This is a genomic window from Janthinobacterium sp. GW821-FHT03A03, from assembly GCF_059421435.1.
Genome location: NZ_JBWKUZ010000014.1, coordinates 19,777 through 45,082, shown reverse-complemented (window position 1 = coordinate 45,082; position 25,306 = coordinate 19,777). Strand labels below are relative to the sequence as shown.

20 protein-coding genes are annotated in these 25,306 nt (G+C 66.6%); 12 read left to right on the top strand and 8 right to left on the bottom strand.

Annotated elements, in window-relative coordinates:
• Nucleotides 1-106: 106 nt before the first annotated feature.
• The 5 genes from AC07VI_RS21260 to AC07VI_RS21240 are packed head-to-tail and all read left to right on the top strand — an operon-like array spanning nt 107 to nt 6,869.
• Nucleotides 107-589, top strand: coding sequence for a DUF2165 family protein (locus AC07VI_RS21260; RefSeq protein WP_492991978.1), 483 nt, complete (start codon nt 107-109; stop codon nt 587-589).
• A 55-nt stretch (nt 590-644) separates the two neighbouring features.
• Nucleotides 645-1,745: an efflux RND transporter periplasmic adaptor subunit gene (locus tag AC07VI_RS21255; protein ID WP_492991980.1), complete on the top strand. Its 1,101-nt coding sequence runs from the start codon at nt 645-647 to the stop codon at nt 1,743-1,745.
• Between the two features lie 12 nt (nt 1,746-1,757).
• Nucleotides 1,758-4,856 carry a MexW/MexI family multidrug efflux RND transporter permease subunit gene (locus AC07VI_RS21250; protein ID WP_492991983.1) on the top strand — a complete coding sequence of 1,033 codons (3,099 nt, stop codon included), beginning with the start codon at nt 1,758-1,760 and terminating at the stop codon, nt 4,854-4,856.
• Nucleotides 4,853-6,268 carry an efflux transporter outer membrane subunit gene (locus AC07VI_RS21245; RefSeq protein WP_492991987.1) on the top strand — a complete coding sequence of 472 codons (1,416 nt, stop codon included), beginning with the start codon at nt 4,853-4,855 and terminating at the stop codon, nt 6,266-6,268. The genes AC07VI_RS21250 and AC07VI_RS21245 overlap by 4 nt, the downstream gene beginning before the upstream one ends.
• Nucleotides 6,269-6,293: 25 nt before the next feature.
• The gene (locus tag AC07VI_RS21240; RefSeq protein WP_086144277.1) at nt 6,294-6,869 is read left to right on the top strand and encodes a DUF1349 domain-containing protein; all 576 of its coding nucleotides are present in this window, start codon (nt 6,294-6,296) and stop codon (nt 6,867-6,869) included.
• A 1-nt stretch (nt 6,870) separates the two neighbouring features.
• Here the strand turns inward: AC07VI_RS21240 and AC07VI_RS21235 are convergent, their stop codons facing one another.
• Both AC07VI_RS21235 and AC07VI_RS21230 read right to left on the bottom strand, forming a co-directional pair.
• Entirely contained in the window at nt 6,871-7,269 is a 399-nt protein-coding gene (locus tag AC07VI_RS21235; protein WP_086144278.1) for a hypothetical protein, read from the bottom strand.
• A complete protein-coding gene (locus AC07VI_RS21230) occupies nt 7,266-8,693 on the bottom strand; it encodes an MFS transporter (protein ID WP_099374812.1) in 1,428 nt (475 codons plus the stop codon). The genes AC07VI_RS21235 and AC07VI_RS21230 overlap by 4 nt, the downstream gene beginning before the upstream one ends.
• 122 nt (nt 8,694-8,815) lie before the next feature.
• On the opposite strand from AC07VI_RS21230, the gene AC07VI_RS21225 reads away from it, so the two are divergent.
• Together AC07VI_RS21225 and AC07VI_RS21220 are read left to right on the top strand one after the other, a co-directional pair.
• Nucleotides 8,816-9,718 (top strand): LysR family transcriptional regulator, encoded by a 903-nt coding sequence (locus AC07VI_RS21225; RefSeq protein WP_099419519.1) that lies wholly within the window; start codon nt 8,816-8,818, stop codon nt 9,716-9,718.
• Between the two features lie 138 nt (nt 9,719-9,856).
• The gene (locus AC07VI_RS21220) at nt 9,857-10,690 is read left to right on the top strand and encodes a hypothetical protein (RefSeq protein WP_099419518.1); all 834 of its coding nucleotides are present in this window, start codon (nt 9,857-9,859) and stop codon (nt 10,688-10,690) included.
• 26 nt (nt 10,691-10,716) lie between these two features.
• Here the strand turns inward: AC07VI_RS21220 and AC07VI_RS21215 are convergent, their stop codons facing one another.
• From AC07VI_RS21215 to AC07VI_RS21200, 4 genes are all read right to left on the bottom strand, one after another.
• A complete protein-coding gene (locus tag AC07VI_RS21215) occupies nt 10,717-11,772 on the bottom strand; it encodes a bifunctional nicotinamide-nucleotide adenylyltransferase/Nudix hydroxylase (protein ID WP_086144282.1) in 1,056 nt (351 codons plus the stop codon).
• The gene (locus AC07VI_RS21210; RefSeq protein ID WP_492991996.1) at nt 11,769-13,484 is read right to left on the bottom strand and encodes an NAD+ synthase; all 1,716 of its coding nucleotides are present in this window, start codon (nt 13,482-13,484) and stop codon (nt 11,769-11,771) included. Before AC07VI_RS21210 ends, AC07VI_RS21215 begins: the two co-directional genes overlap by 4 nt.
• 95 nt (nt 13,485-13,579) lie before the next feature.
• Nucleotides 13,580-14,092 carry a ClbS/DfsB family four-helix bundle protein gene (locus AC07VI_RS21205; protein ID WP_086144284.1) on the bottom strand — a complete coding sequence of 171 codons (513 nt, stop codon included), beginning with the start codon at nt 14,090-14,092 and terminating at the stop codon, nt 13,580-13,582.
• On the bottom strand, nt 14,092-14,736 hold the full coding sequence (locus AC07VI_RS21200) for an ArsR/SmtB family transcription factor (RefSeq protein WP_086144285.1): 645 nt from the start codon (nt 14,734-14,736) through the stop codon (nt 14,092-14,094). Before AC07VI_RS21200 ends, AC07VI_RS21205 begins: the two co-directional genes overlap by 1 nt.
• Before the next feature lie 63 nt (nt 14,737-14,799).
• On the opposite strand from AC07VI_RS21200, the gene AC07VI_RS21195 reads away from it, so the two are divergent.
• On the top strand, nt 14,800-15,288 hold the full coding sequence (locus tag AC07VI_RS21195; protein WP_086144286.1) for a DUF2938 domain-containing protein: 489 nt from the start codon (nt 14,800-14,802) through the stop codon (nt 15,286-15,288).
• A 9-nt stretch (nt 15,289-15,297) separates the two neighbouring features.
• On the opposite strand, the gene AC07VI_RS21190 is transcribed toward AC07VI_RS21195, so the two are convergent.
• The gene (locus tag AC07VI_RS21190; protein ID WP_492992001.1) at nt 15,298-17,766 is read right to left on the bottom strand and encodes a DUF3772 domain-containing protein; all 2,469 of its coding nucleotides are present in this window, start codon (nt 17,764-17,766) and stop codon (nt 15,298-15,300) included.
• A gap of 372 nt (nt 17,767-18,138) precedes the next feature.
• Between AC07VI_RS21190 and AC07VI_RS21185 the strand changes: the two genes are divergently transcribed.
• Genes AC07VI_RS21185 through AC07VI_RS21170 form a run of 4 tightly spaced genes read left to right on the top strand, consistent with a single transcriptional unit; the run spans nt 18,139 to nt 24,182 of the window.
• Complete coding sequence (locus AC07VI_RS21185) at nt 18,139-19,260, top strand: AAA family ATPase (protein WP_492992002.1); 1,122 nt, start codon at nt 18,139-18,141, stop codon at nt 19,258-19,260.
• An 8-nt stretch (nt 19,261-19,268) separates the two neighbouring features.
• On the top strand, nt 19,269-19,676 hold the full coding sequence (locus AC07VI_RS21180; protein ID WP_139842391.1) for a bpX5 domain-containing protein: 408 nt from the start codon (nt 19,269-19,271) through the stop codon (nt 19,674-19,676).
• Nucleotides 19,673-21,484, top strand: coding sequence for a hypothetical protein (locus AC07VI_RS21175; protein WP_099419514.1), 1,812 nt, complete (start codon nt 19,673-19,675; stop codon nt 21,482-21,484). The genes AC07VI_RS21180 and AC07VI_RS21175 overlap by 4 nt, the downstream gene beginning before the upstream one ends.
• A complete protein-coding gene (locus tag AC07VI_RS21170) occupies nt 21,474-24,182 on the top strand; it encodes a bpX6 domain-containing protein (RefSeq protein ID WP_492992005.1) in 2,709 nt (902 codons plus the stop codon). Before AC07VI_RS21175 ends, AC07VI_RS21170 begins: the two co-directional genes overlap by 11 nt.
• Before the next feature lie 86 nt (nt 24,183-24,268).
• Here the strand turns inward: AC07VI_RS21170 and AC07VI_RS21165 are convergent, their stop codons facing one another.
• On the bottom strand, nt 24,269-25,294 hold the full coding sequence (locus AC07VI_RS21165) for a methionine synthase (RefSeq protein ID WP_086144291.1): 1,026 nt from the start codon (nt 25,292-25,294) through the stop codon (nt 24,269-24,271).
• Between the last annotated feature and the right edge of the window lie 12 nt (nt 25,295-25,306).

The window sequence follows — 25,306 nt, the reverse complement described above, 5'->3', positions numbered from 1 at the left end:
GCCAGTTAACCAACTAATTGCTTGCATAATAGGCCGGTAGCTCCCCGCTGTCGAGGAATTTCCACGCCTGCATGCCGGCAAGGTACTCTTTTGACAGGATTTTCCCATGCAACTGTCTCACTCCATCTGGCTGTTTCACGCCATCCTCGCCGCCGGCCTGGCCTCCTGGCTCACCCTGGCCGCCATCAACAACCTGCACGCCTTCCACGGCTCCGTCTGGGCCATCGGCAACACCATGCGCATGGACCCGCTGCGCCAGGACCCCACCATCCAGACGCCGCTGCTGCGCCGCGCGCTCACCTCATTGACCTTGCACCGCTTGTCGCTGGGCGTGGTGCTGGCGCTGCAACTGCTGGCCGCCATCGCCGCCTGGACGGGCGTGGCGCTGTTGCTCGGCGGCGGCCTGGCGGCCGGCTTGCCCTGGCTGAACCTGGCCCTGTGCGCCATGGCCGCCTTCTTGCTGCTGATGCACCTGGGCGGCCTGTGGTTCGGCTACTGGATCGCGCAGGAAGGCTTGCAGACGACGCACCTGGTGCTGCTGCTGTGGACCATCGGCCTGTTTTTACTCTTCAACGCGCAGCAGACCTGATCAGCCTCCGCTGCGCCTCTGCTTTTTCCCTTTTACTGCTGTAAAGGACTTCATCATGAATACGAAAATCGTCGGCGCCTCCGCGCTGGCCATCGCCCTGGCCGTCGCGGGCGGCGCGCTGTATCCGCGCGCAGACTCCCATGCGGCCGATGCCGCCGCTTACCCAGCCACCAAGGTGGCGCTGGTCCCTGTCGTGCTGGGCACGCAGGAGCGCTTTTTTGCCGGCGTGGGCGAGCTGGAAGCGGCGCGCCAGGTGCAGGTGGCGGCCGAAACGGGCGGCCGGATCACGCAGATCCGCTTCGAATCGGGGCAGCAGGTGGCCGCCGGCGCCGTGCTGGTACAGCTCAATGACGCCCAAGAACAGGCAATGCTGCTGCGCCAGCGCGCGCAGCTGAAAAACGCGGAAAGCAGCCATGCGCGCACGGCGCAGATGGTCAGGGACAAGGCGGCCACGCAGGAGCAGCTCGACAGCGCCCTGGCCGCGCGCGACGCGGCCCTGGGCGACGTGCGGCAGACGGAGGCGCTGATCGCGCAAAAGACCATCCGCGCGCCGTTCGCCGGCCAGCTGGGCATCCGCAAGGTGCACGCGGGCCAGTACCTGAACGCGGCCGACACGGTGGCCAGCCTGATCGACACCAAGTCGCTGCTGGTGAACTTCGCCCTCGATGAACAGAGCAGCGCCAAGCTGGCGCCGGGCCAGGCCGTGCAAGTGCTGGTGGACGCGTATCCGGGCGACGTTTTTACGGCCAGGATCAACGCCATCGACCCGCTGGTCGCCCGCTCGCGCATGGTGCAGGTGCAGGCGACGCTGACAAATCCCCGTGGCGCCCTGAAAGCGGGCATGTACGCGAACGTGCGCGTGGCGCGCGAAGCCGGCCAGCAGCTGACGGTGCCGGAAACGGCCGTGACCTACAGCGCCTATGGCGACACGGTGTTTGTGGCGCAGCAGGAGGGCAAGCAGCCGCTCACCGTCAAGCGCGTGGGCGTGAAACTGGGCGAGCGGGCAGGGGGCCGCGTGGCCATCCTCGACGGCTTGCGCGAGGGGCAGCGCGTGGTCGCCTCGGGCCAGCTGAAACTGGCCGACGGCATGGCCGTGCAGGCAGTCGCCAACACCCTGGACGAGGCCAAGCGCGCCGCGCCCAGGGCCGGTTCTTGAGGGAAGGCCGCCATGAAATTTACCGATCTATTCGTACGCCGCCCCGTGCTGGCGCTGGTGATCAGCACCTTGATCCTGATGCTGGGCGTGATCGCCATCCTGCAGCTGCCGATCCGCCAGTACCCGATGCTCGAATCGTCCACCATCACCGTGAAAACCACGTATCCGGGCGCCTCGGCGGAACTGATGCAGGGTTTTGTCACGCAGCCGATCGCGCAAGCCGTGTCGTCGGTGGAAGGCATCGATTACCTGACCTCGTCGTCGGTGCAGGGCAGCAGCACGGTCACCGTGCGCATGGAACTGAACCGCGATTCCACGCAGGCATTGACGGAGGTCATGGCCAAGGTCAATCAGGTGCGCTATAAATTGCCTGAAGGTGCTTTTGACCCCGTCATCGAGCGTTCGGCCGGCGATTCCTCGGCCGTCGCCTACGTCGGCTTTGCCAGCGAGAGCGTGTCCGCGCCCGCGCTGACCGATTATCTGGCGCGCGTGGTGCAGCCGATGTTCGCCACCATCGACGGCGTGGCCAAGGTCGACGTGTATGGCGGCCAGCAGCTGGCCATGCGCCTGTGGATCGACCCGGAAAAACTGGCGGCGCGCGGCCTGACGGCGGCCGACGTGGCCGATGCCGTGCGGCGCAATAACTACCAGGCGGCGCCCGGCAAGGTGAAGGGGCAGTTCGTCGTCGCTAACATCAGCGTCAACACGGATCTCACCAGCGTGGAACAATTCCGCGACATGGTCATCACCAAGGGCGGCGATGAAAAAGACAGCGCATCGCTCGTGCGTCTGAAGGACGTGGGCACGGTGGAACTGGGCGCGGCCGCCACGGAGACGAGCGGCATCATGGACGGCGTGCCGGCCGTGTACCTGGGCCTGTCGCCCACGCCCGGCGGCAACCCGCTGGTGATCGTCGACGGCATCAAGAAGCTGCTGCCCGAGATCCAGAAAACCCTGCCGCCCGGCGTGAAAGTCGAGCTGGCGTTCGAGACGGCGCGCTTCATCCAGTCGTCCATCGACGAGGTGGCGCACACCCTGCTCGAAGCGCTCTTGATCGTCGTCATCGTCATCTATTTGTGCATGGGTTCCCTGCGCTCCGTGCTGATACCCGTCGTGACGATACCGCTGTCGATGCTGGGCGCGGCGGCGCTGATGCTGGCCTTCGGCTTCAGCATCAATCTGCTCACCCTGCTGGCGATGGTGCTGGCCGTGGGCCTGGTGGTCGACGACGCCATCGTCGTGGTGGAAAACGTGCACCGGCATATCGAGGAAGGCAAGACGCCCGTGGCCGCCGCGCTGGTGGGCGCGCGCGAAGTGGCCGGCCCCGTGATCGCCATGACGATCACGCTGGCGGCCGTGTATGCGCCGATCGGCATGATGGGGGGATTGACTGGCGCGCTGTTCAAGGAATTCGCACTCACTTTGGCCGGCGCCGTGGTGGTGTCGGGCGTGGTGGCATTGACCTTGTCTCCCGTGATGAGCTCTTTGCTGCTGCAGCCGAAACAATCGGAAGGGCGCATGGCGCGCGCCGCCGAGCATTTCTTCGAAGGCTTGACCAGCCGTTATGCGCGCCTGCTGGACCGCTCGCTGCACCACCGCTGGCTCAGCGCCGGTTTCGCCGCGCTGGTGATGGTGAGTCTGCCGTTTTTGTACCTGCTGCCGCAGCGCGAACTGGCGCCCGCGGAAGACCAGGCCAGCGTCTTGACGGCGATCAAGGCGCCGCAGCACGCCAACCTCGATTACGTCGAGCGCTTTTCGTACAAGCTCGATGATATCTACAAAAACATCCCCGAAACGCACTCGCGCTGGATCATCAACGGCGGCGAAGGCCCGGCGTCGAGCATCGGCGGCATCAACCTCACGCCATGGGCCGAACGCGCGCGCAATGCGGCCGTCATCCAGGCCGAACTCCAGCACGCCGCGGGCGACGTGGAGGGCACGAGCATCTTCGCCTTCCAGCTGGCGCCTCTGCCCGGGTCGAGCGGCGGCCTGCCCGTGCAGATGGTCTTGCGCAGCGCGCAGGATTACGCCACCCTGTTCCGCACCATGGAAGACGTCAAGCAGCGCGCGCGCGACAGCGGCCTGTTTGCCGTCGTCGACAGCGACCTCGATTACAACAATCCCGTCGTCAAGGTGCGCGTGGACCGCTCGAAAGCGAACAGCCTGGGCATCCGCATGCAGGACATCGGCGAATCGCTGGCCGTGCTGGTGGGCGAGAATTACCTGAACCGCTTCGGCATGGATGGCCGCGCCTACGACGTCATCGCGCAAAGCCCGCGCGAGCAGCGCTTGACGGCGCAAGCCCTGACGCAGCAGTACGTGCGCGCCGACGACGGCAGCCTGCTGCCCCTGTCCGCCGTCGTCTCGGTAACGGAACAGATCGAGCCGAACATGCTGACGCAGTTCAACCAGCAAAATGCGGCCACCTTCCAGGGCGTGCCGGCGCCGGGCGTGACCCTGGGCGACGCCGTCGCCTTCCTCGACGGCGTGGCGAAAACCCTGCCGCCGGGCTTCAGCTACGACTGGCAATCGGACGCGCGCCAGTTCGCCACGGAAGGCAATGCCCTGCTGCTGGCCTTCCTGGCGGCCGTCGTCGTCATCTACCTGGTGCTGGCGGCGCAATATGAAAGCCTGACGGACCCGTTGATCATCCTGATCACCGTGCCGCTGTCGATCTGCGGCGCGCTGATTCCGCTGGCCCTCGGCTACGCCACCGTGAACATCTACACGCAGATCGGCCTGGTGACCCTGATCGGCTTGATCAGCAAGCACGGCATCCTGATGGTGGAATTTGCCAACGAATTGCAGGTGCATGAACAGCTCGACCGCATCACGGCCATCCGCAAGGCGGCGCAGATCCGCCTGCGCCCGATCTTGATGACGACGGCCGCCATGGTGGTGGGCCTGGTGCCGCTGCTGTTCGCGTCCGGCGCGGGCGCCAACAGCCGCTTCGGCCTGGGCGTGGTGATCGTCTCGGGCATGTTGATCGGCACCTTCTTTACCCTGTTCGTGCTGCCCACCGTGTACACCTTTCTGGCCCGCCGCCACACGGCCGACCATGCCACGCCGCGTGCCCGCGATTTGTCGCAGGCGCTGAAGGAATCCCCATGAAAAATGACCGCTATCTAGCTTCCCTTTTTGCCGCCCTTTTCCCCTTGCTGGCCGGCTGCGTCGTCAGTCCCGCCTATGTGACGCCGGGCACGCCAGACATCGCCCTGGCCAGCCCGCAGCAGGCGCAGTTTGCGCCAGCTCAAACGGCTGCCAGCAGCGCCGCCTGGTGGACGTTTTTTGACGATGCACGGCTGTCGCAGCTGATCGCCAGCGCGCTCGAACATAACCTTGATATCGCGCAAGCGCAAGCGAACCTGCTGGCAGCGCGCGCCGTCTTCGACGAGCGCAGGCTCGATGAACTGCCCGCTGTCACGGGCCAGGCAGGATGGCAGCGCACGGTGCAGCAAAATACGCCAGACAGGCGCGCCGCCACGGTGAATACGCGCGTGGGATTCGACGCGCAATGGGAAATCGACCTGTTCGGCCGCCTGGCGCACATGCGCCGCTCGGCGCAGGCAAGCGCGAACGCGGCGCAGGCGGACGTGCGGCAAGTGCAGCTGACGATCGCCGCCGAGGTGGCGCGCAATTATTACGAGGCGCTGGGCTACCAGCAAAACCTGGCGCTGACGCAGGCGCAGGCACAAAGCTGGCGCGACACGGTGGCATTGACCGATGCGCGCATCCGCGCCGGCAGCGGCTTGCCGGAAGAGCGCCATAACGCGCTGGCCAACCTGGCGCGCAGCGAGGCGGCCCTGCCGCCGTTGCAGGCGCTCTTGCGCCAGGCGCAGTACCGGCTCGACGTGCTGAGCGGTCAACGACCTGGCACAGACACTGCGGGCGCCATCGCGCTGGCCACCACGCCCCAACAGCAGGCGCCGCTGGCGGGCCGGCTGCCGCTCGGCGACGTGAACCGGCTGATCAAGCAGCGGCCCGACGTGGTGCGCGCCGAGCGCCTGCTGGCCGCCTCCAGCGAAAACGTTGGGGCGGCCACGGCCGACCTGTATCCGCGCCTCAGTCTCGGCGGTTTCCTGGGCTTCTTCGCCCTGCGCGGCAGCGGCGTGTTTGACGGCGGCGCGCGCGCCTTCGAGGTGGCGCCCTCCGTCAGCTATCCGGCCTTCCGCCTGGGCAGCGTCAAGGCGCGCCTGCGCGGCGCGCGGGCCGAGGCGCAGGGCGCCCTGGCGCGCTATGCACAAACGATGTTATTGGCGCAGGAAGACGTGGAAAACGCCGTCACGCAGCTGGCGGAAAACCAGACGCGTCTCGCGTCACTGCTGGAATCGGCGCGCCACGGCAACGCGGCCCTCGGCATCGCCAGCACGCGCTACCAGGGCGGCTCCGGCAGCTACCAGGCCGTGCTGGAAAACCAGCGTGCCTTGTTCGATATCCGGCGCGAAGCGCTGCAGGCGGAAACGGCGTCCTATATCGACGCGATCGCGCTGTACAAGGCGCTGGGTTGGGGGCACACTATGTGATCTTTTTAGCTCGGAAAGGGGCGCAATGTTCACGCAAGGCAGCTGGCTCAATCCACCGGAAAACTGGTCCGCCGACGGCGCGCAGCTGCGCGTGACGACGGATGCGCAGACGGATTTCTGGCGCAAGACCTCGTATGGCTTTATCCGCGACAGCGGCCATTTTTTCGGCACTGACATCAGCGGCGATTTTACGGCGCAGCTGCACGTGGCGGCGCAGTACTCTGCGCTGTACGACCAGGCCGGCATGATGGTGCGCATCGACGAGCAACACTGGATCAAATGCGGCGTCGAATTTTCCGACGGCCAGCTGCTGTTGAGCTCCGTATTGACGCAGGACAAATCCGACTGGGCCGTCAGCCTCGCGCCCGCGATGCCCGATGGTTTCTGGCTGCGCGTCACGGTGGAAAAAGGCGTGATCCGGGTGCAGTATTCGACCGATGGCCGGCGCTGGCCGCTGCTGCGCCTGGCGCCGTTTCCCGAGGCCGGCAGCTACCGCGTCGGGCCCATGTGCTGCACGCCGGAACGCGGTGGGCTGGAGGTGGTGTTTTCGCAGTTTTCCATCGCTCCGGCGCAGCAAAAAGACTTGCATGATTTAAGCTAGATCAAGCCACCCACGTCTCGTGCAAATGGCGCCACAACAAGGCTCCAGACGGGGTTTTGTCATACACGACGGTCGACAGGCGCTCCGTGTTTTCTGCGCCGGGCATGGCTTGGAACTCGCGATAAGACACGGTGGCGCCGGCCGCGCTTTCCTGGATCAGAACGAGATCCGAAATGTGCATCTGCAAGCCCGGACGGCTGCCGCCGGCGGCGCGGAAAAACGCCGCCAGGCCGGCGCCATCGAGCTGCTTGCCAACGGGCGCCACCATCGTGAAGGCGGGCGAGAAACGCGCGAGCAAGTCAGTGCAATGTTCGGGCGCCGTGACGTCGCCGGAGAGCCAGTCGCGGATCAGCACATGCGTGGTTAAAACGTCGTCAAAATAAAGATTTGTAGCATTCATTTTTTGCTTGCTCCATGGTGATGTAAAAGGTCGAGAACGGCGCGGTTGTCGATGCGCAGGCACAGCGCCAGCGGCAGCACGCACGCGCTGGCGGCCAGGGCAAAACACCAGTGAAACACCTGCGCCGCGCGCGCATGCAGGGCGGGGTCGTCCAGGGTGGCGATGCCTTGCGCCGCCAGCAAGCCATTGAGCAGTACGCTGAGCAGCGCCACGCCCAGGCAAAATCCCAGCTGGCGGTTGATATTCCACAAGGCGCTGGCCTGGCTCAGTTGCCCGTCGGGCGTACGCAAGAAGGCCGTGCTTTGCGCCGTGCTGCTGCACAAGCCGCCGCCAAAACCCATCACGGCATACGCGCCGGCCAGCCAGAATAACTGGTCCGCCGAATCCACCCGCAGCAGCATCAGCATGCCGGCCGCCTGCAGCAGGGCGCCGGCGATGAACAGCGGTTGCGGCCCCACGCGGCGGTAGCTTTTTCCCGTCAGCGCAATGGCGCCAAACGAGGCCAGCGCCCACGGCAGCATCAGGGCGCCCGCCGTCGATGCCGGCATGCCCAGCACGCCCTGCAGATACAGCATGGCCAGCAGGCTCACGCCCATGAACACGCCCGGCACCAGCAGGTACATCAGCATGGCCATGCGCAGCAGCGGCTCGGCGGCCAGGCGCAGGTTGAGCAGCGGCGTCGACTTGCGCAGCGCGCCGCGCACATAACCCCACGCGCAGGCGGCGCCCAGCGCCAGCACGCCGGCACCGGCCAGGCCATCGCCGGGCGTACCCAGCATGGTCAGGCCCAGCAGCAGCAACAGGATCGCCGTGCTGCCGGCCAGCAGGCCGCCCGCGTCGAGACGGGGCACCGAGCCGGCCACGCGCGGCGGATCGGGGCGCAGCCAGCAGGCGGCCAGCAGCAGCGCCAGCGCCGCGAACGGCACGTTCAAATAAAAAATCCAGCGCCACGACAGGCTGTCGACGATCACGCCGCCCAAGGCGGGCGACAGGGCCGGCGCCAGCAAGCCCACCAGCATGATGACGGCGGACAGGCCGGGGCGCTCGGCAGGTTGATACAGCTGGTAGGTCATGCTTTGCCCCAGCGGAATGAGCAGGCCGCCGCCCAGGCCCTGCACGCAGCGCCAGGCGATCAGCGCCTCGATCGATGGCGCCAGGCCCGCGCCCACGCTGGCGCATAGAAAGGTGAGCAACGATGCCATGAACACGGTTTTGCTGCCATAATTGGCAGCCAGCCAGGCGCTGGCGGGGATGACGATGGTCAAGCCGAGGATGTAGGCGGTGCTGATCCAGGCCAGCTGCGCCACCGAGGCGTGCAGGGCATGGCCGATGTCGGGGTAGGCGACGCTGGTGATGAACATGTTGATCAGGTCGACGAAAAATCCCAGCAGATAGATGGCCGCCACTTTTTTGCGATAGTCCATGGTGCTCCGAATGGCAAACGGCCAGCTTAAGCGCCCATCGCCATTTGCGTAACGGGCCAGCCCCGATTACACTGTCAAATCTGTTTTGACAAATCCCTGCAAGCTTCCATCTCCTTCCATCTATGATCAGTCTTGACCGTTTGGGTATTTTCATCGCCATCGTCGACGCCGGTTCGCTGACGGCCGCCGCCGCCGTGCTGGGCCAGAGCAAGGCCGTCGTCAGTTTTAATTTGAAACAGCTGGAGGCGGAGCTGGGCGTGTCGCTGCTCACGCGCAGCACGCGCAGCCTGGCGCTGACCGACGTGGGACGGCGCTTTTACGAGGATTGCCAGCGCGTGCTGAGCGAAGCGCACGGCGCCATCGAGACGGCGCGCCAGGGCCACCTGGGCTTGCGCGGCACCCTGCGCCTGACCACCACCGTCGAATACGGCAGCCGCACGGTGGTCCCCGCGCTGATCGCCTTTGCCGCCGCCCATCCGCAGCTGCAGATCCAGCATTCCTCGTCATCCTCGCATGAAGACCTGATCTCGGGCCGCTACGACGTGGCCATCCGCATGGGTTCGCTCAACGATTCGAGCTACCGCGCCGCGCTGATCGAGCCGTATGCGATCTGGCCCGTCGCCTCGCCCGCCTACCTGGCCAGCCTGCCGGGCCAGGGCATCGCCACCTTGCCCGACTTGCAGCGCGCGCGCTGGCTGGCGCACAGCCGCCTGGCCTCGCCGCTGCGCTGGGAGGTGCAGACGCCCGATGGCCCGGCTGCGTTTGCCGTGCAGGACGCCGCCGTCATCCAGTCCGACTCCGCCTCGGCCCTGCTGGGCTTTGCCCTGGGCGGCTGCGGCGTGGCCCTGCTGCCGCAGTGGCAGGTGGAAGGAGAGGTGCGCGCGGGACGCCTGCGCCGCCTGCTGCCCGACGTCGCCTTCCCGGAGCAGGGCGTGTATGCCGTGTATCCGAACACCCAGCATATTGCGGAAAAGGTGCGCGCCTTTATCGACTTCTTGCACGCGTTCGTGGGCACGCCCGCATAAGTTTCACGTGGCGCCACGGCGTCAGTGTCACGTCGTCAATACTTGTTGCATACAACGATTTCCAAGAGGCAAACGAGCGCCCATTTCGTTTTTCACGGCCTACACTGAAGGGACGTTGTTCACCGATTGGAGACCATCATGGCACATACATTGGCAGCAGTTTTCGCGCAGCGCGACATGGCCGAACATGCGCGGCAAGACCTCATCACCGCTGGCTTTCCCAGCGCCAACATCCGCCTGCACGAGGCGGGCAGCGACGCGGCGTCCGCCCCGGCAGACGCCCGCCGCGACGATGGCGAAACGCTGCTCGACAGCGTCAAGCATTTCTTTACAGACCTGTTCGGCAGCCACGCCGACCGCCACATCTATGCGGAAGCCGTGCGGCGCGGCCACATCGTGCTGACCCTGGAAGGGGCCAGCGACGCCGACATCCAGCGCGCCACCGACCTCGTCGAGCGCTATGCGCCCATCGACATCGATGCGCACGCGGACAGCTGGCGCGCCAGCGGCTGGCAGGGTATGCCGCAAAACGACAGCGCGATGCGCCAGGGCGCCAGCATGCAGTCGGGCGCGCCGTCCCAGCAGGGCATGCCGGCCGGCAACGTGAACCGGCAGGATGCCTCGTCGTCGCAGCAATTTGCCGGCAGCATGCCGCAGGAGGGAACGCGCGGCGGCGCCACCGTGCGCCACTATCCGGGCGCCGACAACCTGCCGCGCACCAGCGACGACGACGAGCAGTACTACCAGGCGCACTGGAGCAGCGTGTATGCGGCCAGCGGCGCGCGCTTCGAGGACTACGATCCCGCCTACCGCTATGGCCACTCGATGGCGGGCAGCGACAGCTACCGCGGCCAGCACTGGGAGCAGGTCGAGCCCGAGCTGCGCAGCAACTGGGAGCACACGTATCCGCAGTCGGCCTGGGACGACTTCAAGGCGGCCGTCAGGCATGGCTGGGAGCGCGTGACGTCCTGACGCGCCAGGGGCGCTGCGGGCTGCCCCTAGCGCCCCTCGTGCGTGAGGTGCAGGAAGTGGTTCAGGATATGGAAGTGGTCTTCGAAGAATTCCTCTTCCATGGCCGGCAGCACCGTCACCGGCACCCATTGCGCCAGCGCCGCGTCGTCGGCCGCCGTCACGGCTGGCAGCTGGCGCGTCTTCAGGTCAAAATAATGCGCATGCGTGATGGTGCGCCCGCGCTGGCTGCGGTCCGGATGGTCGAACACGGCCACGCCGACCAGCGCCTCGACGAGGGTGGGCGCCAGCACGCCCAGCTGCGTCTCTTCCGCCAGTTCGCGCAGGGCGCCCTGCAACAGGCGCTCGCGCGGCTCCAGGAAGCCGCCCGGCAAGGCCCACAGGCCCTTGCCCGGGTAGCCGCCGCGGCGCACGAGCAGGACGTGGCCGCCCGTCTGCACCAGTGCGTCGACGGTGGTGAAGATGGGCGGATACGGCGCCACCTTCCAGCGCGCTTTATAGGCTTCGATGGCGCGGTATTCCTGCACCAGCGGCGCGTACCACGGCAGCAAGGTCCACGCCTTCAGGTACTGGCCGATCGCCGCCGGCAGCAGCTGCGCCACGGCGCTCAGCGACACGTCCACGTCCTCGGCTTCGAACAGCACGTTGCGGATGGCCGTCGCGCCGATGGGCGCGCCGGGGTCGATCTCCAGGTTCAGCAGCTGCCAGTGCGGAAAATGGTGCAGATAATAGCTGGTGGCGTCCTTGAAGCAGGCCACCAGGGTCACGCGCTGCGCGCGTGGCACGGCGCCGGCCACGGCGTGGCGCACGGCGTCGGCCCACAGGCCGTCGTCATAGTAGTCGCGCACGGCCACGTAATGCACGCGGTCGCGCTGCGCCTCGGGCAGGGTGGCGGCGATCATGGCGGCCCGCTCCTGCCACGTAAACGGGTTTTTGGGACTGCGCGCATGGAAGGCGGAACCGAGCACCACCACCACCTGCGACGCCGTCGCCAGCGCCTTCTGCAGCAGGCCCGCATGGCCGTTATGAAAAGGCTGGAAGCGGCCGATCAGGATGGCCGCGTCGGCTGGATAGGCGAGGGTCATGCGTCGTCTCCGGTGGGGTAGCGGGCGGCGATCGGCAATTGGCGGCCGCTGCCAAAGGCGCGCGAACGCACGCGGATGATGGGCGCAGCCTGCCGCCGTTTGTACTCGTTGCGGGCGACCATGCCGAGGATGCGCGTCACGAGGGTCCGCCCCTCGTGCGTCTCGCGCAGCTGGTCGACCAGGGTCAGCGCCTGCGCGCTTTCGGCCGCCGGCAAACGCCGTCCCTCGATATGCCATTTGAGGATTTCATCGAGCACCGGGTACGGCGGCAGGCTGTCCGTGTCGCGCTGGCCCGGCGCCAGTTCCGCCGACGGGGGTTTATCGAGCACGGCCACAGGAATCAGTTCGCGCCCGGCGCTGGCGTTGATGTGGCGCGACAGGGCAAAGACCTCCGTTTTATACAGGTCGCCGATCAGCCCCAGGCCCCCGTTCGTGTCGCCGTACAGGGTGCAATAGCCAACCGAGATTTCGCTCTTGTTGCCGGTGGTGAGCAGCAGGGCGCCGAAGGCGTTCGAGTATTCCATCAAGATGGTGCCGCGCACGCGCGCCTGCAGGTTTTCCAGCGGCAGCCCCTGCAGCCTGCCGTCGAAGGCCTGGGCATAGCCGGCTTCGTACTGCGCCACGATGTCGCGTATCGGATGCGTGGTCAGGGCGATGCCGAGGTTGGCGCACAGGGCCACGGAATCGGTGACGGAGCCGGCGCTGGAAAAGACGGACGGCATGGTAATGGCCGCCACGTTGTCGGCCCCCAGCGCCTCGACGGCCAGGGCCAGCGTCAGCGCCGAATCGATGCCGCCCGAGCAGCCGACGACGACTTGCGTAAAGCCGCAGCGGCGCGCGTAGTCGCGCAAGCCGAGCACGATTTGACGCCGCGCAAACTCGACGGCGGGGATGCCTGCCGGATCCGGCACGGGAAACGCCGCGCCATCGGTGCGCGTAAAACGCCCATCGGCAAAGCGCAGCAATGGAAAATCTTCGGCGAAGCGGGCCGCCTCGAACTGCAGGCCGTCGCCGGGCGAGAAGGCGAACGAGGCGCCGTCGAACACGAGCTGGTCCTGGCCGCCCACCTGGTTGACGAACAGCAGGGGCAGGTGCACGCGCTGGCAGGCGGCGCCAAACACGGCATGGCGCTGCGCGCGCTTGCCGATGTCGGACGGGCTGGCGTTGATGCTGACGATGAGGTCCGGCCGCGCCGCGTGCAGGGCCTCAAACGGATTGACGGCGTAGGCGCGGCCGTCGTCATTCCAGCCGTCCTCGCAGATCATGAAACCGACCTTGCAGCCGGCGATGGCGAGGGTGCAGGCGCCGGGCGGCCCCGGCTCAAAATGCCGGCCCTCGTCGAAGATGCCGTAGGTCGGCAGCAGCTGCTTGTAGTATTCGGCGACGATATGCCCGTCGCGGATCGCCAGCAGGGCGTTATATAAGGGCTTGCCGACGCCGGGATTCGGGCGCGCCGTGCCGATGACGGTGACCAGCGCCGGCCAGCGCGTGGACGCCTGCAGCAGCTCATCGAGCGCCTGCCGCAGGCCGCGCAGGAAGGCGGCATCCTCGAACAGGTCGCCCGGGTAATACGCGCACAGCGACAGTTCCGGGCATACCAGCAGGTCGGCGCCATCGCTGCTCGCGCAGGCCATGCGCGCGGTGATGGCGGCGACATTGGCGTCGAAATCGCCCACGGTGGGATTCATCTGGGCGAGGGCGATGGTCAGCATGGTGATCCTTCATTGGTTACGCTTGAAACCACTATCCTGCCTGAAAAATTTTCTGAGCGTACTGATGCAATCGTGCAAGCCTGCCGATCCAGCGCCTACAAGGTCTTGAGCCAGGCCCGCAAGCGCGTGCGCGCATTCGCATACGGCGACGCCGTATTGAACTGGATCATGCGCCCCATCGTGTAATGCGTGTACCAGGGCTGGCCATACAGTTGCACATCGTCATGCGCGTCGATCAGCGCCAGCAGCTGGTCTTTTGCCTGTTCCAGGCGCGGCAGCAAGTCCTCCATGCCCAGTTCAGCATAGTCGGCATAGAAGCGCTGCGCCAGTTCTCCCAGAGCGTTCCACGTGAAACCTTCGGCGGGAAAGGCGATGTCCTCGATGCGTTTGCCGTCGCGCAGCTGCGCATGCCAGTGCAAGACCAGCTCGTTCCAGCCCACCAGGTAGGCCAGCAAATCGCACACGCTCATGCGCGTGCCTTTCACTTGCCCCTCCAGCACGGGATCGCGCGCCAGCGCCGGCGGCACGCGCGCCAGTTCCTGCATCAGCCTGGCGTAGGTGGTGGTAATCGCCTCGACCAGTTCCTGCTTGCTGTTGGGGATCGCCATCACGCTGCCCGGATCACCGGCAAGCCGGCCGCCTGCCAGTCGTCGTAGCCGCTGCCGAGGCGGCGCGCATGCAAGCCATGCTGGCGCAGGGCCGCCACGGCCTGCACGGACAACACGCAGTACGGGCCGCGGCAGTAGGCGGCAATCTCTGCGTTCGCGGGCAGTTCGCCCAGGCGGCGCTGCAAGTCGTCAAACGGAATATTGATCGCTCCGGGCAAGTGGCCGGCGGCAAATTCCTGCGCGGGACGCACGTCGAGCACGGTGATGCTGGCTTCCTGCATGCGTTCCAGCAACTCGTCGCCCGTGATGGCTTCCACGTGGTCGCCGCGGCCCAGCGCCTGCAATTCGCTGCGCTGGTGCTGCGCATACAGGCCCAGCGCATCGAGCAACTGCATCACAGGGCCGCTGCCCAGGCGATACAGCACGCGCTTGCCGTCGCGCCGCGCCTGCACGAAACCGGCGCGCCGCAACTGCTGCAGATGCTGCGAGGTGTTCGCCACGGACAGGCCCGTCAACTCCACCAGCTGCTCCACCGCATACTCGCCGTGCGCGATCTGCTCGAGCAGGCGCAAACGCGGCGCGCTGCCTAAAACATGGGCAAACCCGGCGGAACCGGTGAGCAATTCGATATCGGCATTTTTCATTGACACGATGCTAGCACCCTTATAACATTCAAGCAATCAATTGAATGTTATAAGGGAGAGACGATGCAAACAATCTGGCTCGATGCGCTGGCGATCGGCGTAGGCGCGACGGCGGTGATGGACGTATGGGCCATGGCATTAAAGCGCTTCTGGTGCATACCCTCGCTGAACTTTGCCATGGTGGGGCGCTGGCTCGGCCATCTGCCGCGTGGCACCTTGAGCCACGTCAACATCGCCCAGGCGGCGCCCGTGCGCGATGAAGCCATCCTGGGCTGGACGGCCCACTACGTGATCGGCGTGCTGTTTGCGGCCGTGCTGCTGGCGCTGGTGGGACAGCAGTGGGTGCAAGGGCCGACGTTCGCGCCGGCCCTGCTGGCGGGCCTGGTGAGCGTGGCCGCGCCGTTTTGCATCTTGCAACCGGGCATGGGCGCCGGCCTGGCCGCCAGCAAGACGCCGCATCCGAACGCCGCCCGCCTGCGCAGCCTGATGGCGCACACGGCGTTCGGCGTCGGCCTGTACCTGGCGGCGCTGCTGTGGTCGACCGTGCGCTGACTTGTCCGGCTAGCTCGTCAGCGGCGGCACGGGGGCGGGCGCCGCCGTCGGCACCGCCACCGCCGGGACCAGCGGCGCCTCGGGCTGCGCCGGCACGGTGCTCAGCACCATGGTGCTGGGCTTGGCGATCGCGATATGCGCCGCGTCCAGGCGCTTGAGCAGCTCGAACAGCAGGGCGCTGCGGATGCCCGACGTCAGGCGCGGCGACGATGCATAGCCGGTGGCGTTGAACAGCAACAGGCCGTTGTCGATGCCGTCGAGCTGCACGCTGGGCGCCGGCGTGTCGAGCACGTCGGGATTGTCGACAAACGCGGACAGGATCAGCGCGCGCGCCGCCTGCGCATCCGTGCCCAGCGGCAGCGGCAGCTTGACCTGCACCAGGCCCAGGGGATTGGCCAGGGTCACGTTGCGCACCGTCTTGGTGATGAATTCCGAGTTCGGCACGATCACCGTGGAACGGTCGCCCAGCTGAATTTCCGTGGCGCGCACGTTGATGCGGCGGATATCGCCCTCCACGCCGCCGAGGGACACCCAGTCGCCCACTTTCACGGGGCGCTCGGCCAGCAGGATCAGGCCGGAGACGAAATTCTGCACCACGGCCTGCAAGCCGAAACCGATCCCCACCGACAGGGCCGACGCCACCCACGCGATGCGTTCCAGGCCGATGCCGGCCGCCGACAGGGCCAGCGCCACGGCCAGCACGCCGCCGATATAGCCGAACAGGGTGATGAACGACACTTGCATGCCGGAATCGAGATTCGTGGTCGGCAAATAGCTGTTCTGCAGCCAGCGCTTGAACAGGCCCAGCGCAATGAAGCCCACCACCAGCACCAGCAGGGCCTGGATCAGGGCGGACGGGCGGATCGCCACTTCGCCGATGGCCAGGCCATCCTGCAGCTTGCCGACCCGCTGGAACAGCTCGCCCGGACCTTCGCCGAACGGCGCCAGCAGCAACATCAGCGCCAGCAGCACGACGATGGCGCGGCCTATGCCCGACAGCAGCACGGCCGCCTGGTCGCGCGCCTTGGGCGTGGCCAGCACGGGGTTGGCCGCGTCCGGCGGCGGCGGCGTGGACGCCAGCAGCATGCAGATATCGTCGACCAGCACCGTCAGCAGGTAGGTGCTGCACAGCACCACGATGACCCAGGCGATTTGCTTGGCGACAAAGCTGCCGAACGCCACGTAACCGATCAGCAGGCTGATGACGCTGGACGCCAGCGCCAGCCACAGCAGCACCGTGACGCAGCGCAGCCACAGCGGCGTGACGTGCGTGGCGGGGTCGGCCTCGCGCAGCTGCCGCCAGCAGCGCTCGGCGCGCATCAGGCCATAGGCGATGGTCGTGCTCATCACCAGGGCGACGATGCAATTGACGGCCACGGCCGTGGACAGGCCAGCGTTGATGACGATGGTGACCCGCTCCGTCGCCCACACCAGCACGACGATGAAGGAAAACATCGACGGGAAGTTGCGCATGCGGTGCGCCAGCGCGTCGGGCAGGGGCAGCAAACGCCAGGACACGCGCCACGGCGACAGCAGCGCGTGACCGAGGCCCGCCGTGAAACCGGAAAAACAGATGATGCCGATCAAGCTGCTGAGGAAAGTCGAGGTTTTTTCGGACAGGCTGCCATCCCAGCGCAAGCCCATGGCCAGCAATTCGGCCACCAGCCCCGGCGTGGCGGCGGCCAGCACCAGCACGGCCAGCGCATGGAGCGAACGGCGCAGGCGGCCGTGCGGCACGCGCGTGGCCGTCACCACCAGCAAGTAGCGCGAAGCCCAGATGCTGGCGCCGATCACGGCCACGATCCCCGCCAGCAAGCCGCCCCAGGCCGACCACGGCGTGGCGCGTGCCGCATTCGCCAATTCCAGCTCCAGCGCCCGCAAACGCTGCAGATTCTGCGGCAATTCGCCATGCAGCTGTTTCCAGAACGAGCCGGCCAGAATCGATGCCGTGCGCTCGCCCAGGCGCGCCTGCAGCTGCGCGCGGCGCGCCATCGACACCTGCTCGGACGCCTGCGTCGCTTCCACGGCCAGCAGGCGCGCCAGTTTTACCTGTGCGTCGAGGGCGCTGCTGGTGCGGTCCAGCTGGTTGCGCTGCGCCGCCACGTCGGGCGCCTCTTTCGTGCCCGCCGCCGGCTTGCCCAGCTCGGCGAGGCGCGCCTGCACGCTCGACAGCGTCGGCGCCAGCGACTCGGCCACCTTGTCCGCATCGGCGCTGGCTGCCAGCGCGTCGGCGCGCATCTGCGACAGGGTCGCGTCATCGAGGTCGGCGTCGCCATCGAGCGCCTTCTGGATGGTCGTGATCTGCTTGCGCAAGCCGTCAAGACGCTGGTCGGCCGTGGCGGCATCGTCGACGGGCTGCGACCAGGCGGCAGGTGTTGATAAGGAACAAGCCAGCAGCAGGCTCAATAGCAGCGGCAGCAGCCAGCCGCGCCGACGCGGGCGCGCGGACAAACAGTGGGGGGTACGGAATGAAATCATGCGGTCCTATGGGCCAGGTGAGACAAGTGGTATCAAGACGGCATCGCACCGGCGTGCGCGGCTGTGAAATGCCTCTGCAGGGGGCCGGAAACGACGGGTAGTACGGGAGTTGCTGAACTGTACGGCAAACATCGAGAGACTAGCGCACTCCTGCGATCGCTGACGGATATTTTCGTGCGGCAAGAGCAAGCCCGTGCCAGCCAGCGGCCGCAGGGCGCCATTTCCATCCCGTATCATGCCCGTCCGGCGGCCCGCAAAGGCGGCGGCCAGGGGACCGCAATGGTCTTGATGTTTACAAAAAAATTTCCACAAGACAACATATCAGCTTCTTGTTAAAATATTAAATTATTCTCTATTTCAACGCGAGCACCCATGACATTGCCTGTGAATCAAGCCGCGCAGCATTTACGAGCCGCCATTCGCGAGGCCACGGCAGGCCTGGTCGATCGCGAACAACTGGCCGAACTGATGATCCTGGCGGCCGTGGCAAGGGAACATTTGCTGGTGATTGGTCCCCCCGGCACGGCGAAGAGCGCTGTGGTACGGCGCGTGGCGCAGAGCCTTGGCGGACAGTATTTCGAATATCTGCTGGGCCGTTTCACGGAGCCATCCGAGCTGTTCGGCCCCGTCAACCTGAGCAAACTGCGCGTGGGCCAGGTGGAAACCGATATCGCCGGCATGCTGCCTGAAGCGGAAATCGCCTTCCTCGACGAAGTTTTCCTTGGCTCGACCGCCATCCTCAATACCTTGCTGGGACTGCTGAACGAACGCCAGTTCCGGCGCGGCCATACGCGCATTGAGTGCCCGCTGCGGGTCTGTGTCGGCGCCGCCAACGCGCTACCCGAGGATGAGGGCCTGGCAGCGTTCGCCGACCGCTTCCTGCTACACGTGTTTGTCGAGCCGGTGCCCGACAACCGTCTGGAGGATCTGCTGGCTGGCGGTTGGGCTGCCGGCCAGCACCAGGTGACGGCCATGCTCGACCTGTCCAGCCTCGACCTGCTGAACCAGGCCGTGCCGCAGGTCGACATGGAGGGCGTGCGGCTGGCGCTGGCACAGGCGATCCGCCTGCTGCGCCAGGCCCAGGTACAACTGTCGGACCGCCGCATCGTCAAGGCCCAGCAGCTGATCGCGGCGGCGGCCGTGCTGGCCGGCCGCAAGGCGGCCAGCCGCGCCGACCTGTGGCCGCTGCTGTACGTGATACCGACGGCGGCAGGCCAGCTCAGCGCGCGCGAAATCCTGCGCGAACTGCTGGCGGAAGCCAGCCATCCACTGCTGCACGCGGTGGTCGAGCAGGCCGCCCAGCAGCCGATGGCGCGGCTGGCGCGCCTGGCCGAAAGCGCCGACCTGCTATTGGCGAACAGCGGCGCTGGTGATACCCGCCCGCGCATCGAAGCGCTGCTGCGCGAAATCGACGCCAACTTTGATGCCGCGCAACTACCCGAGCAACTGGCGCAGCGCCGCCAGCAGTTGATCGCCGCGGCGGGCACAGTCTGATGCCGGTGATGGCATGGCAAACGCGCGCCACCGCGCTGGCGCCGGCCGGCATGGTGGCGCCCGCTGCGCTGGCCCCCGTGCTGCTGGCGCGCCTGCGCACCTGCAGTGCCAGCCAGTTGCTGGCCTTGTCGGTGGTGGCGACGCGCGACCTGATGGTGCTGCTCGGCGCGAACGATGCGTTGCCATGGGTCGACGGCGCGCGCTACTGCGCCCCGCATCCGCAAGCCCCGAATCTGTGGACGCCCACGCATCTGGAGCCGGCGCTGCCGGCAGACCTGGTGCAAACCAATCTGATCGAACGGGCCGGCAGCAGCCCGGTACTGCTGTGGCCCGCGCCGGAGCTGCTGCTGCCGCTGGCCGCGGCCCAGGCACTGACACCATCCTTGCTGGACTGGCTGGCCCAGGAGTTGGCATGACCTCGCTGCCGGCCGCACTCGAGCCGTGGGCGCCATGGCTGACGCTGTTTCCGCCCGATCTGGCGCCCGCCGTCGGCGCACTGCTGCTGCGCCTGCATCCGCTGGTCGGCAAACTCAGTACCGCCACCCTGGAGCGCGGCGCCGACCCCGCCGGCATCGGCAACATCGTGCGGCGCGGCCAGTACGAGCGCCTGCTGATGACGCAATGGGTGTATGCCGATGCCGAGCCGGATGAATTCCTGCGCCGCGCCGCCAGTGGCGAGCTGCTGTTCAACGGCCCCGAGCCGGCGGTACACCAGCGCTCGCTGCACAGCGTGGCGCTGTTCGACGCGGGGCCATCCCAGCTGGGCGAGCCGCGTCTCGCACATTTGGCGCTGTTCATCCTGCTGGCGCGCCGCGCGCAGCAGGCTGGCGCCCGGTTCAGCTGGGGCATCTGGCAGCTGCCCGGTATCCTGTCCGAAGACACGGAAAAGGAAGGCTTGCGCAAGCTGATCCAGTCGCGCACCCTGCACGCAGCGCCCGCCAACGCGCGCGAGCAGTGGCAAACCAGGCTTGGCGGCGACCTGGCCGACTGCTGGCTGATCGGCGTTGCCGGCGAGGCGCCCAGGCAGGCGCGTGAGCGGGTGGCGATTCGCCGCGCCCTCTGCGGCAACCATCTGAGTGTCAGCCTGCGGCAGCGGCATGACTACCGCACGGTGCAACTGGAATTGCCCGACGCGCCGACAGGCGTGCGCCTGCTGCGAAAACCGTTTGCGCCGCGCGCGCCAGCGGGCGTGATCCATCACCACGGCCACCAGCCGTCACGCGCACAGGCGCCGCGCTTCGCCAGCGGCGGCAATCTCGTGTGCGCGCCGCAACTCAATGGCGGCGCCATCGTCTATCACGTGCCCCAGTCGGCGTCCGTCAAACCCGGCAAGCCGCGCATCATCTCCGCGCCGAAGCATGGCGCCATCCTGGCAGCCGGCGTGTTCAAGCCGGCGCTGTCCTGTATTACCTCGGCCGGCGGCACGCTGGGTTTTCACAACTTTCCCGGTCCCCTGTTTTCCAGCAAACCGATCATGTGCGACCGGCCGCCGCTGGAACAATTCCATGCGCCGCCCGGCATGGGACGATGGTTGCAGACGTTCTATCTGCTGGCCAACCACAACGTCAATTGCTACGAACATGTCGTTGTACTCGATACCAAAAGACGGCTGGTTTGCTGGCAGGCGGCTCCGGCGGCATCGCACAAGGTGGCGTCCACGGTTTCCTTCCGGGCTGTGCTCGACAATGTGATCGGCGCTGACCAGCTGGGCGACTCGCTGTATATCGGCTGCGCCGATGGCGACGGCGTGCAGCTGTATCACTGGCATCGCCAGAATGCGACCCCGTACAAGATGCAACGGATCGCGCAACAAGGCAGCAGGCTGCTGCATGGCGCCTTGAAAGGCGAGCACGCCGGGCACAGCGGCAACCTGCTGGCGCTCAAAACCGGCCCGAGCCGCTGGTGGGTCGGCAGCCACGCCATGGGCGAAGCGATGGACATCGACGACAACGCCGCCGTGCTGGGCGTGGCCATCAGCGAAAAACACCCCAAGCCCGGCCTGGTGGTGCTGCATCCGGGCCGCTACCGCATCGAATTGCGGGTCGGCCATCTGCGCTACACGCTGGCCACGTCACCCGAAGCGATACAGCAAGCCAGCATGGATCCTGCCAGCGCGCGCATCGCCTGGATCACGGCCAAGAGCAGCACCCTCGTCGTGCGCCATATCGATGACGAGCAGCCGCTGTTGCAAATTTCCTGCGATCGAGACATTGATGAGTCATAAGATACGCCGCCCCCTGCATGACGGCATGCAGCTGGTGCATGCGCTGTGGTTCGACCTGGCCCTGCTGGGCGAGGCCGAGGTGCGCCGCCGCGTGCTGCGGCACTGGGCGCCGGGCGCGCGACTGCACCGGGTGCACGATGGTTTCCTGCTGTTGCTGGCGACGCCGCGCTACGGCCAGTGCGCCGCGCTGGACGGCTTGCCGCTGTGCGAACAGGCGGGCATCCTCAGCAGCGCGCCACTGGCGGCGGACGAACGGGCGGTCACGCCTCCGTCCGGCATCTGGCTGGTGCGCGCGGCGCAGGCGCAGCTGATCAGCCTTGCGGCGGCGCCGCGTATCGACCCGGCCGCCTGGCTCGATCTGCGCGCGATTCCCCTGCATGCGCCATTGCGCCCGCCGCTAGCCGCTGCGGCTGCGGCCACTGCGGCCTTGCTGGAAACGCTGCCCGTGCGCGACATCTTCGCGGGCGCGCTGGCACCGCCCAGCGACAAACGCGAAGCGTTTCTACGCCAGATGGACAAGGCGCAGCACGGCGCCAAGGCCATGCGGCGCGGCGCCGGCATCGCGCTGGCGGTGACGGGCGTGGCGGCCGTCCTGCTGGGCGCCATACCGCTGGGCTTGATCAAGCTGTTCGGCGGCGGCCAGCAGGCCGCATCCGCGCAGGCGGACAGCGGCCGGCAACAGCGACCGCCATCGGCGCTGCAGCAGCGCCTGGCCGCGCTGGCGACCCGGCTGGCGATCATGACGCGCGCCTCCACGGTGATCGGCTGGCGCCAGGCCGCTTATCTGCGCAAGATGATGCTGCTGCTGGAACAGGGCGACGTGAAAGAAGCCCTGCGCCATGCGATCCCGCTCGACACCCTGTCGCCAGCGCGCCGTCCCGCCTTCGGCACGCCGCGCCCGCGCACCAGCCTGGAAATTTCCGGCCCCGGCCAGGCGAGCAGCTCGATCAGCCTCGGCGGCGAGCTGGAGCAATACTTGCGCGCGACCTACCGCGCCACCTTCGAGCGGCTCGATCGTGAAGGCAAGATCGACGAAGCCACCTACGTGCTGGCGGAACTGCTCAAGTGCGGTAGCGAGGCAGTCGACTATCTGGAGAAAAAGGGCCGCATCAAGCAAGCCGCGCAGCTGGCGGAAACCATGGAGCTGGCGCCGGAAGTCGCCGTGCGCCTGTGGTGCATGGCAGGCGACGTCGAACGGGCGGTGAAGCTGGCCCGGCTCGGCCAGGCGTTTGCCGCGGCGGTCCAGTTGCTGGAACGGCGCAAGAGTCCGCAAGCACCGGAGATGCGCTTGCTATGGGCCGAGGATCTGGCCATGCGCGGCCAGCTGAGCGAAGCGGCGGAAGCCATCTGGCCATTGCCGGAGCAGCAGGACAAGGCGCTGGCATGGCTGCTGGAAGGCGAGCGCACGGGGGGCGTGCTGGGCATGCGTGCCCTCCTCAAAAAGCTGGCCTTGCTGCCAGCCAGCCTGGCCGACAGCGAAGCGGCCGTGCTGCAGCTGCTCGACGACGACAGCGACGAAGGCGCGCAGCAGCGCATGCGCCTGGGCACGGAATTGCTGGCGCTGTCGCTGCATTCGCCCGCCACCCGACGCGTGGCGGCGGAACTCATGCGCCCCTTGCTGGCTGACCGCATGGGCGAACGTATCGCATTCGACAAGAAGGCAATGGCCAAGCTGCTGTCACTGTCCGACGGCGCCGTCCTGCGGGCCGATCTGTCGGCATTGACCCTGCCTGCCATGGTGCCGCCCCAGGAGCTGCGCAAGCGCCGCAAGCCGCTGCGGGTGCATCTGGCCGAACGCGGCCTGTTGACGATCCATGATGCCCGGCGCCTGCCGGACGGCCATTACCTGCTGGCGCTGGGCGAGGGCGGCGTGGTGCGCATCGACCGGCATGGCCGGCAACTGGCGCAGTTCCCAGTACCGGCGACGCGGCTGGTGATGGCGGCCGGCGGCCAGCGTGCGCTGGCGCTGGTGCAGCGCGACAGCATGTGGCGCGTCAGCCGCATCGACTTGATCGCGCGCAAAGTGTCGGACTGGATCATCCAGCCACTGCGCTTCTGGGCCGACAACTATGACGGCCTGATCTGGAACGCGGTGATCGACAACCGCCTCGTCGCCATCGACAGCAGCAAGGATCAGTTGTCGGTGAGCTGGCAAGTGGCCGACTTGCCAGGGCGGGTGGTCGCCTTCCAGGAAGAGCCTGGCGTACAGACCTTGCTGCTGGCGACGGCAGAAGGCATCCAGCAATGGCGCTATCAATTGCCCGCGCGCCGCCTGCTGCAGCGCGACAGCTTCCCGCATCCACGCGATCCAGTGCTGGCGCTGCTGCCGCATAGCGCGCGCGATGCGCCCACCCTGGTCTGCATCATGGGCGATGACGGGCCTCGCTACCTGCAAGTGCATCACGGCGGCGCCACTGCGCCCTTGACGCTGCCGTTGCAGGCGATTGCCTCGGTTCCCGAGGTGACCCAGGCGGCAGGCTTGCTGATGGTGCGCAGCCACCTCGACGACGACAGCCCCATGGAATGCCTGGTGGCCGATGGCGGAACGGGAACCGTCCTGGCCCAATTGCGGCTGGACGACTGCGATGCGGCACGCGTGCATGTCAATGACGGCCACATCCTGCTGTGCGACGACGCGGGCCGGCTGATCGATATCGACTGCGAAAACAGCCAGGTCCACACCTTGACGCTGGCGTAGACGCGTGCCGGGTCAATCGGATGCCCGAACATATTGGGGAGGCGCGTCGCCCCGGGCGACGCACCGGAACCGTACGTCACCTCCTGCTAGGCGAGTTCTCCGCGGATGATTGCCGCACCGGCGCTGAGCGCATTGAGTTTGCCTCTTGCCACGCGACGCGCCAGGGGCGCCATGCCGCAGTTGGTGCTCGGGTAGAGCTTGTCGGCATCGACAAAGCGCAGCGCCTTGCGCAGGGTGTTGGCCACTTCCTCCGGCGTTTCAATGGCATTGCTTGCCACGTCGATGGCCCCGACCATCACTTTTTTGCCGCGTATGAGTTCGATCAGGTCGATGGGCACGCGCGAGTTGTGGCATTCCAGCGAGATGATGTCGATATTCGACTGCTGCAGCTTGGGGAACGATTCCTCATATTGGCGCCATTCGGATCCCAGCGTATTTTTCCAGTCCGTATTGGCCTTGATGCCGTAACCATAGCAAATATGCACGGCCGTTTCGCATTTGAGCCCTTCAATTGCCCGCTCCAGGGTGGCGATGCCCCAATCGTTCACTTCATCGAAGAACACATTGAACGCGGGTTCGTCAAACTGGATGATATCGACGCCGGCCGCCTCCAGTTCCCGCGCTTCCTGATTGAGGATCCTGGCGAATTCCCAGGCCAGCTTTTCGCGGCTTTTATAGTGGCTGTCGTACAGCGTATCGATCATCGTCATCGGACCTGGCAGCGCCCATTTGATCGGCTGCGTGGTTTGCTGGCGTAAAAATCTGGCGTCGTCGACAAAAACCGGCCTGGTGCGGCTCACGGCGCCCACCACGGTCGGCACGCTCGCATCGTAGCGGTCACGAATGCGGACGGTCTCGCGTTTGTCGAAATCGACGCCGCTCAGATGCTCGATGAACGTGGTGACAAAATGCTGGCGGGTCTGCTCGCCATCGCTGACGATATCGATGCCGGCCTGCTGCTGTTCCTGCAGCGACAAGCGCAAGGCATCCTGTTTGCCCTCAATCAATTCCTCGTCCTGTAATTTCCACGGCGACCAGAGTTTTTCAGGCTGCGCCAGCCAGGAAGGTTTGGGCAGGCTGCCGGCAGTGGAAGTAGGTAACAATTTTTTCATGATGGTGATTTC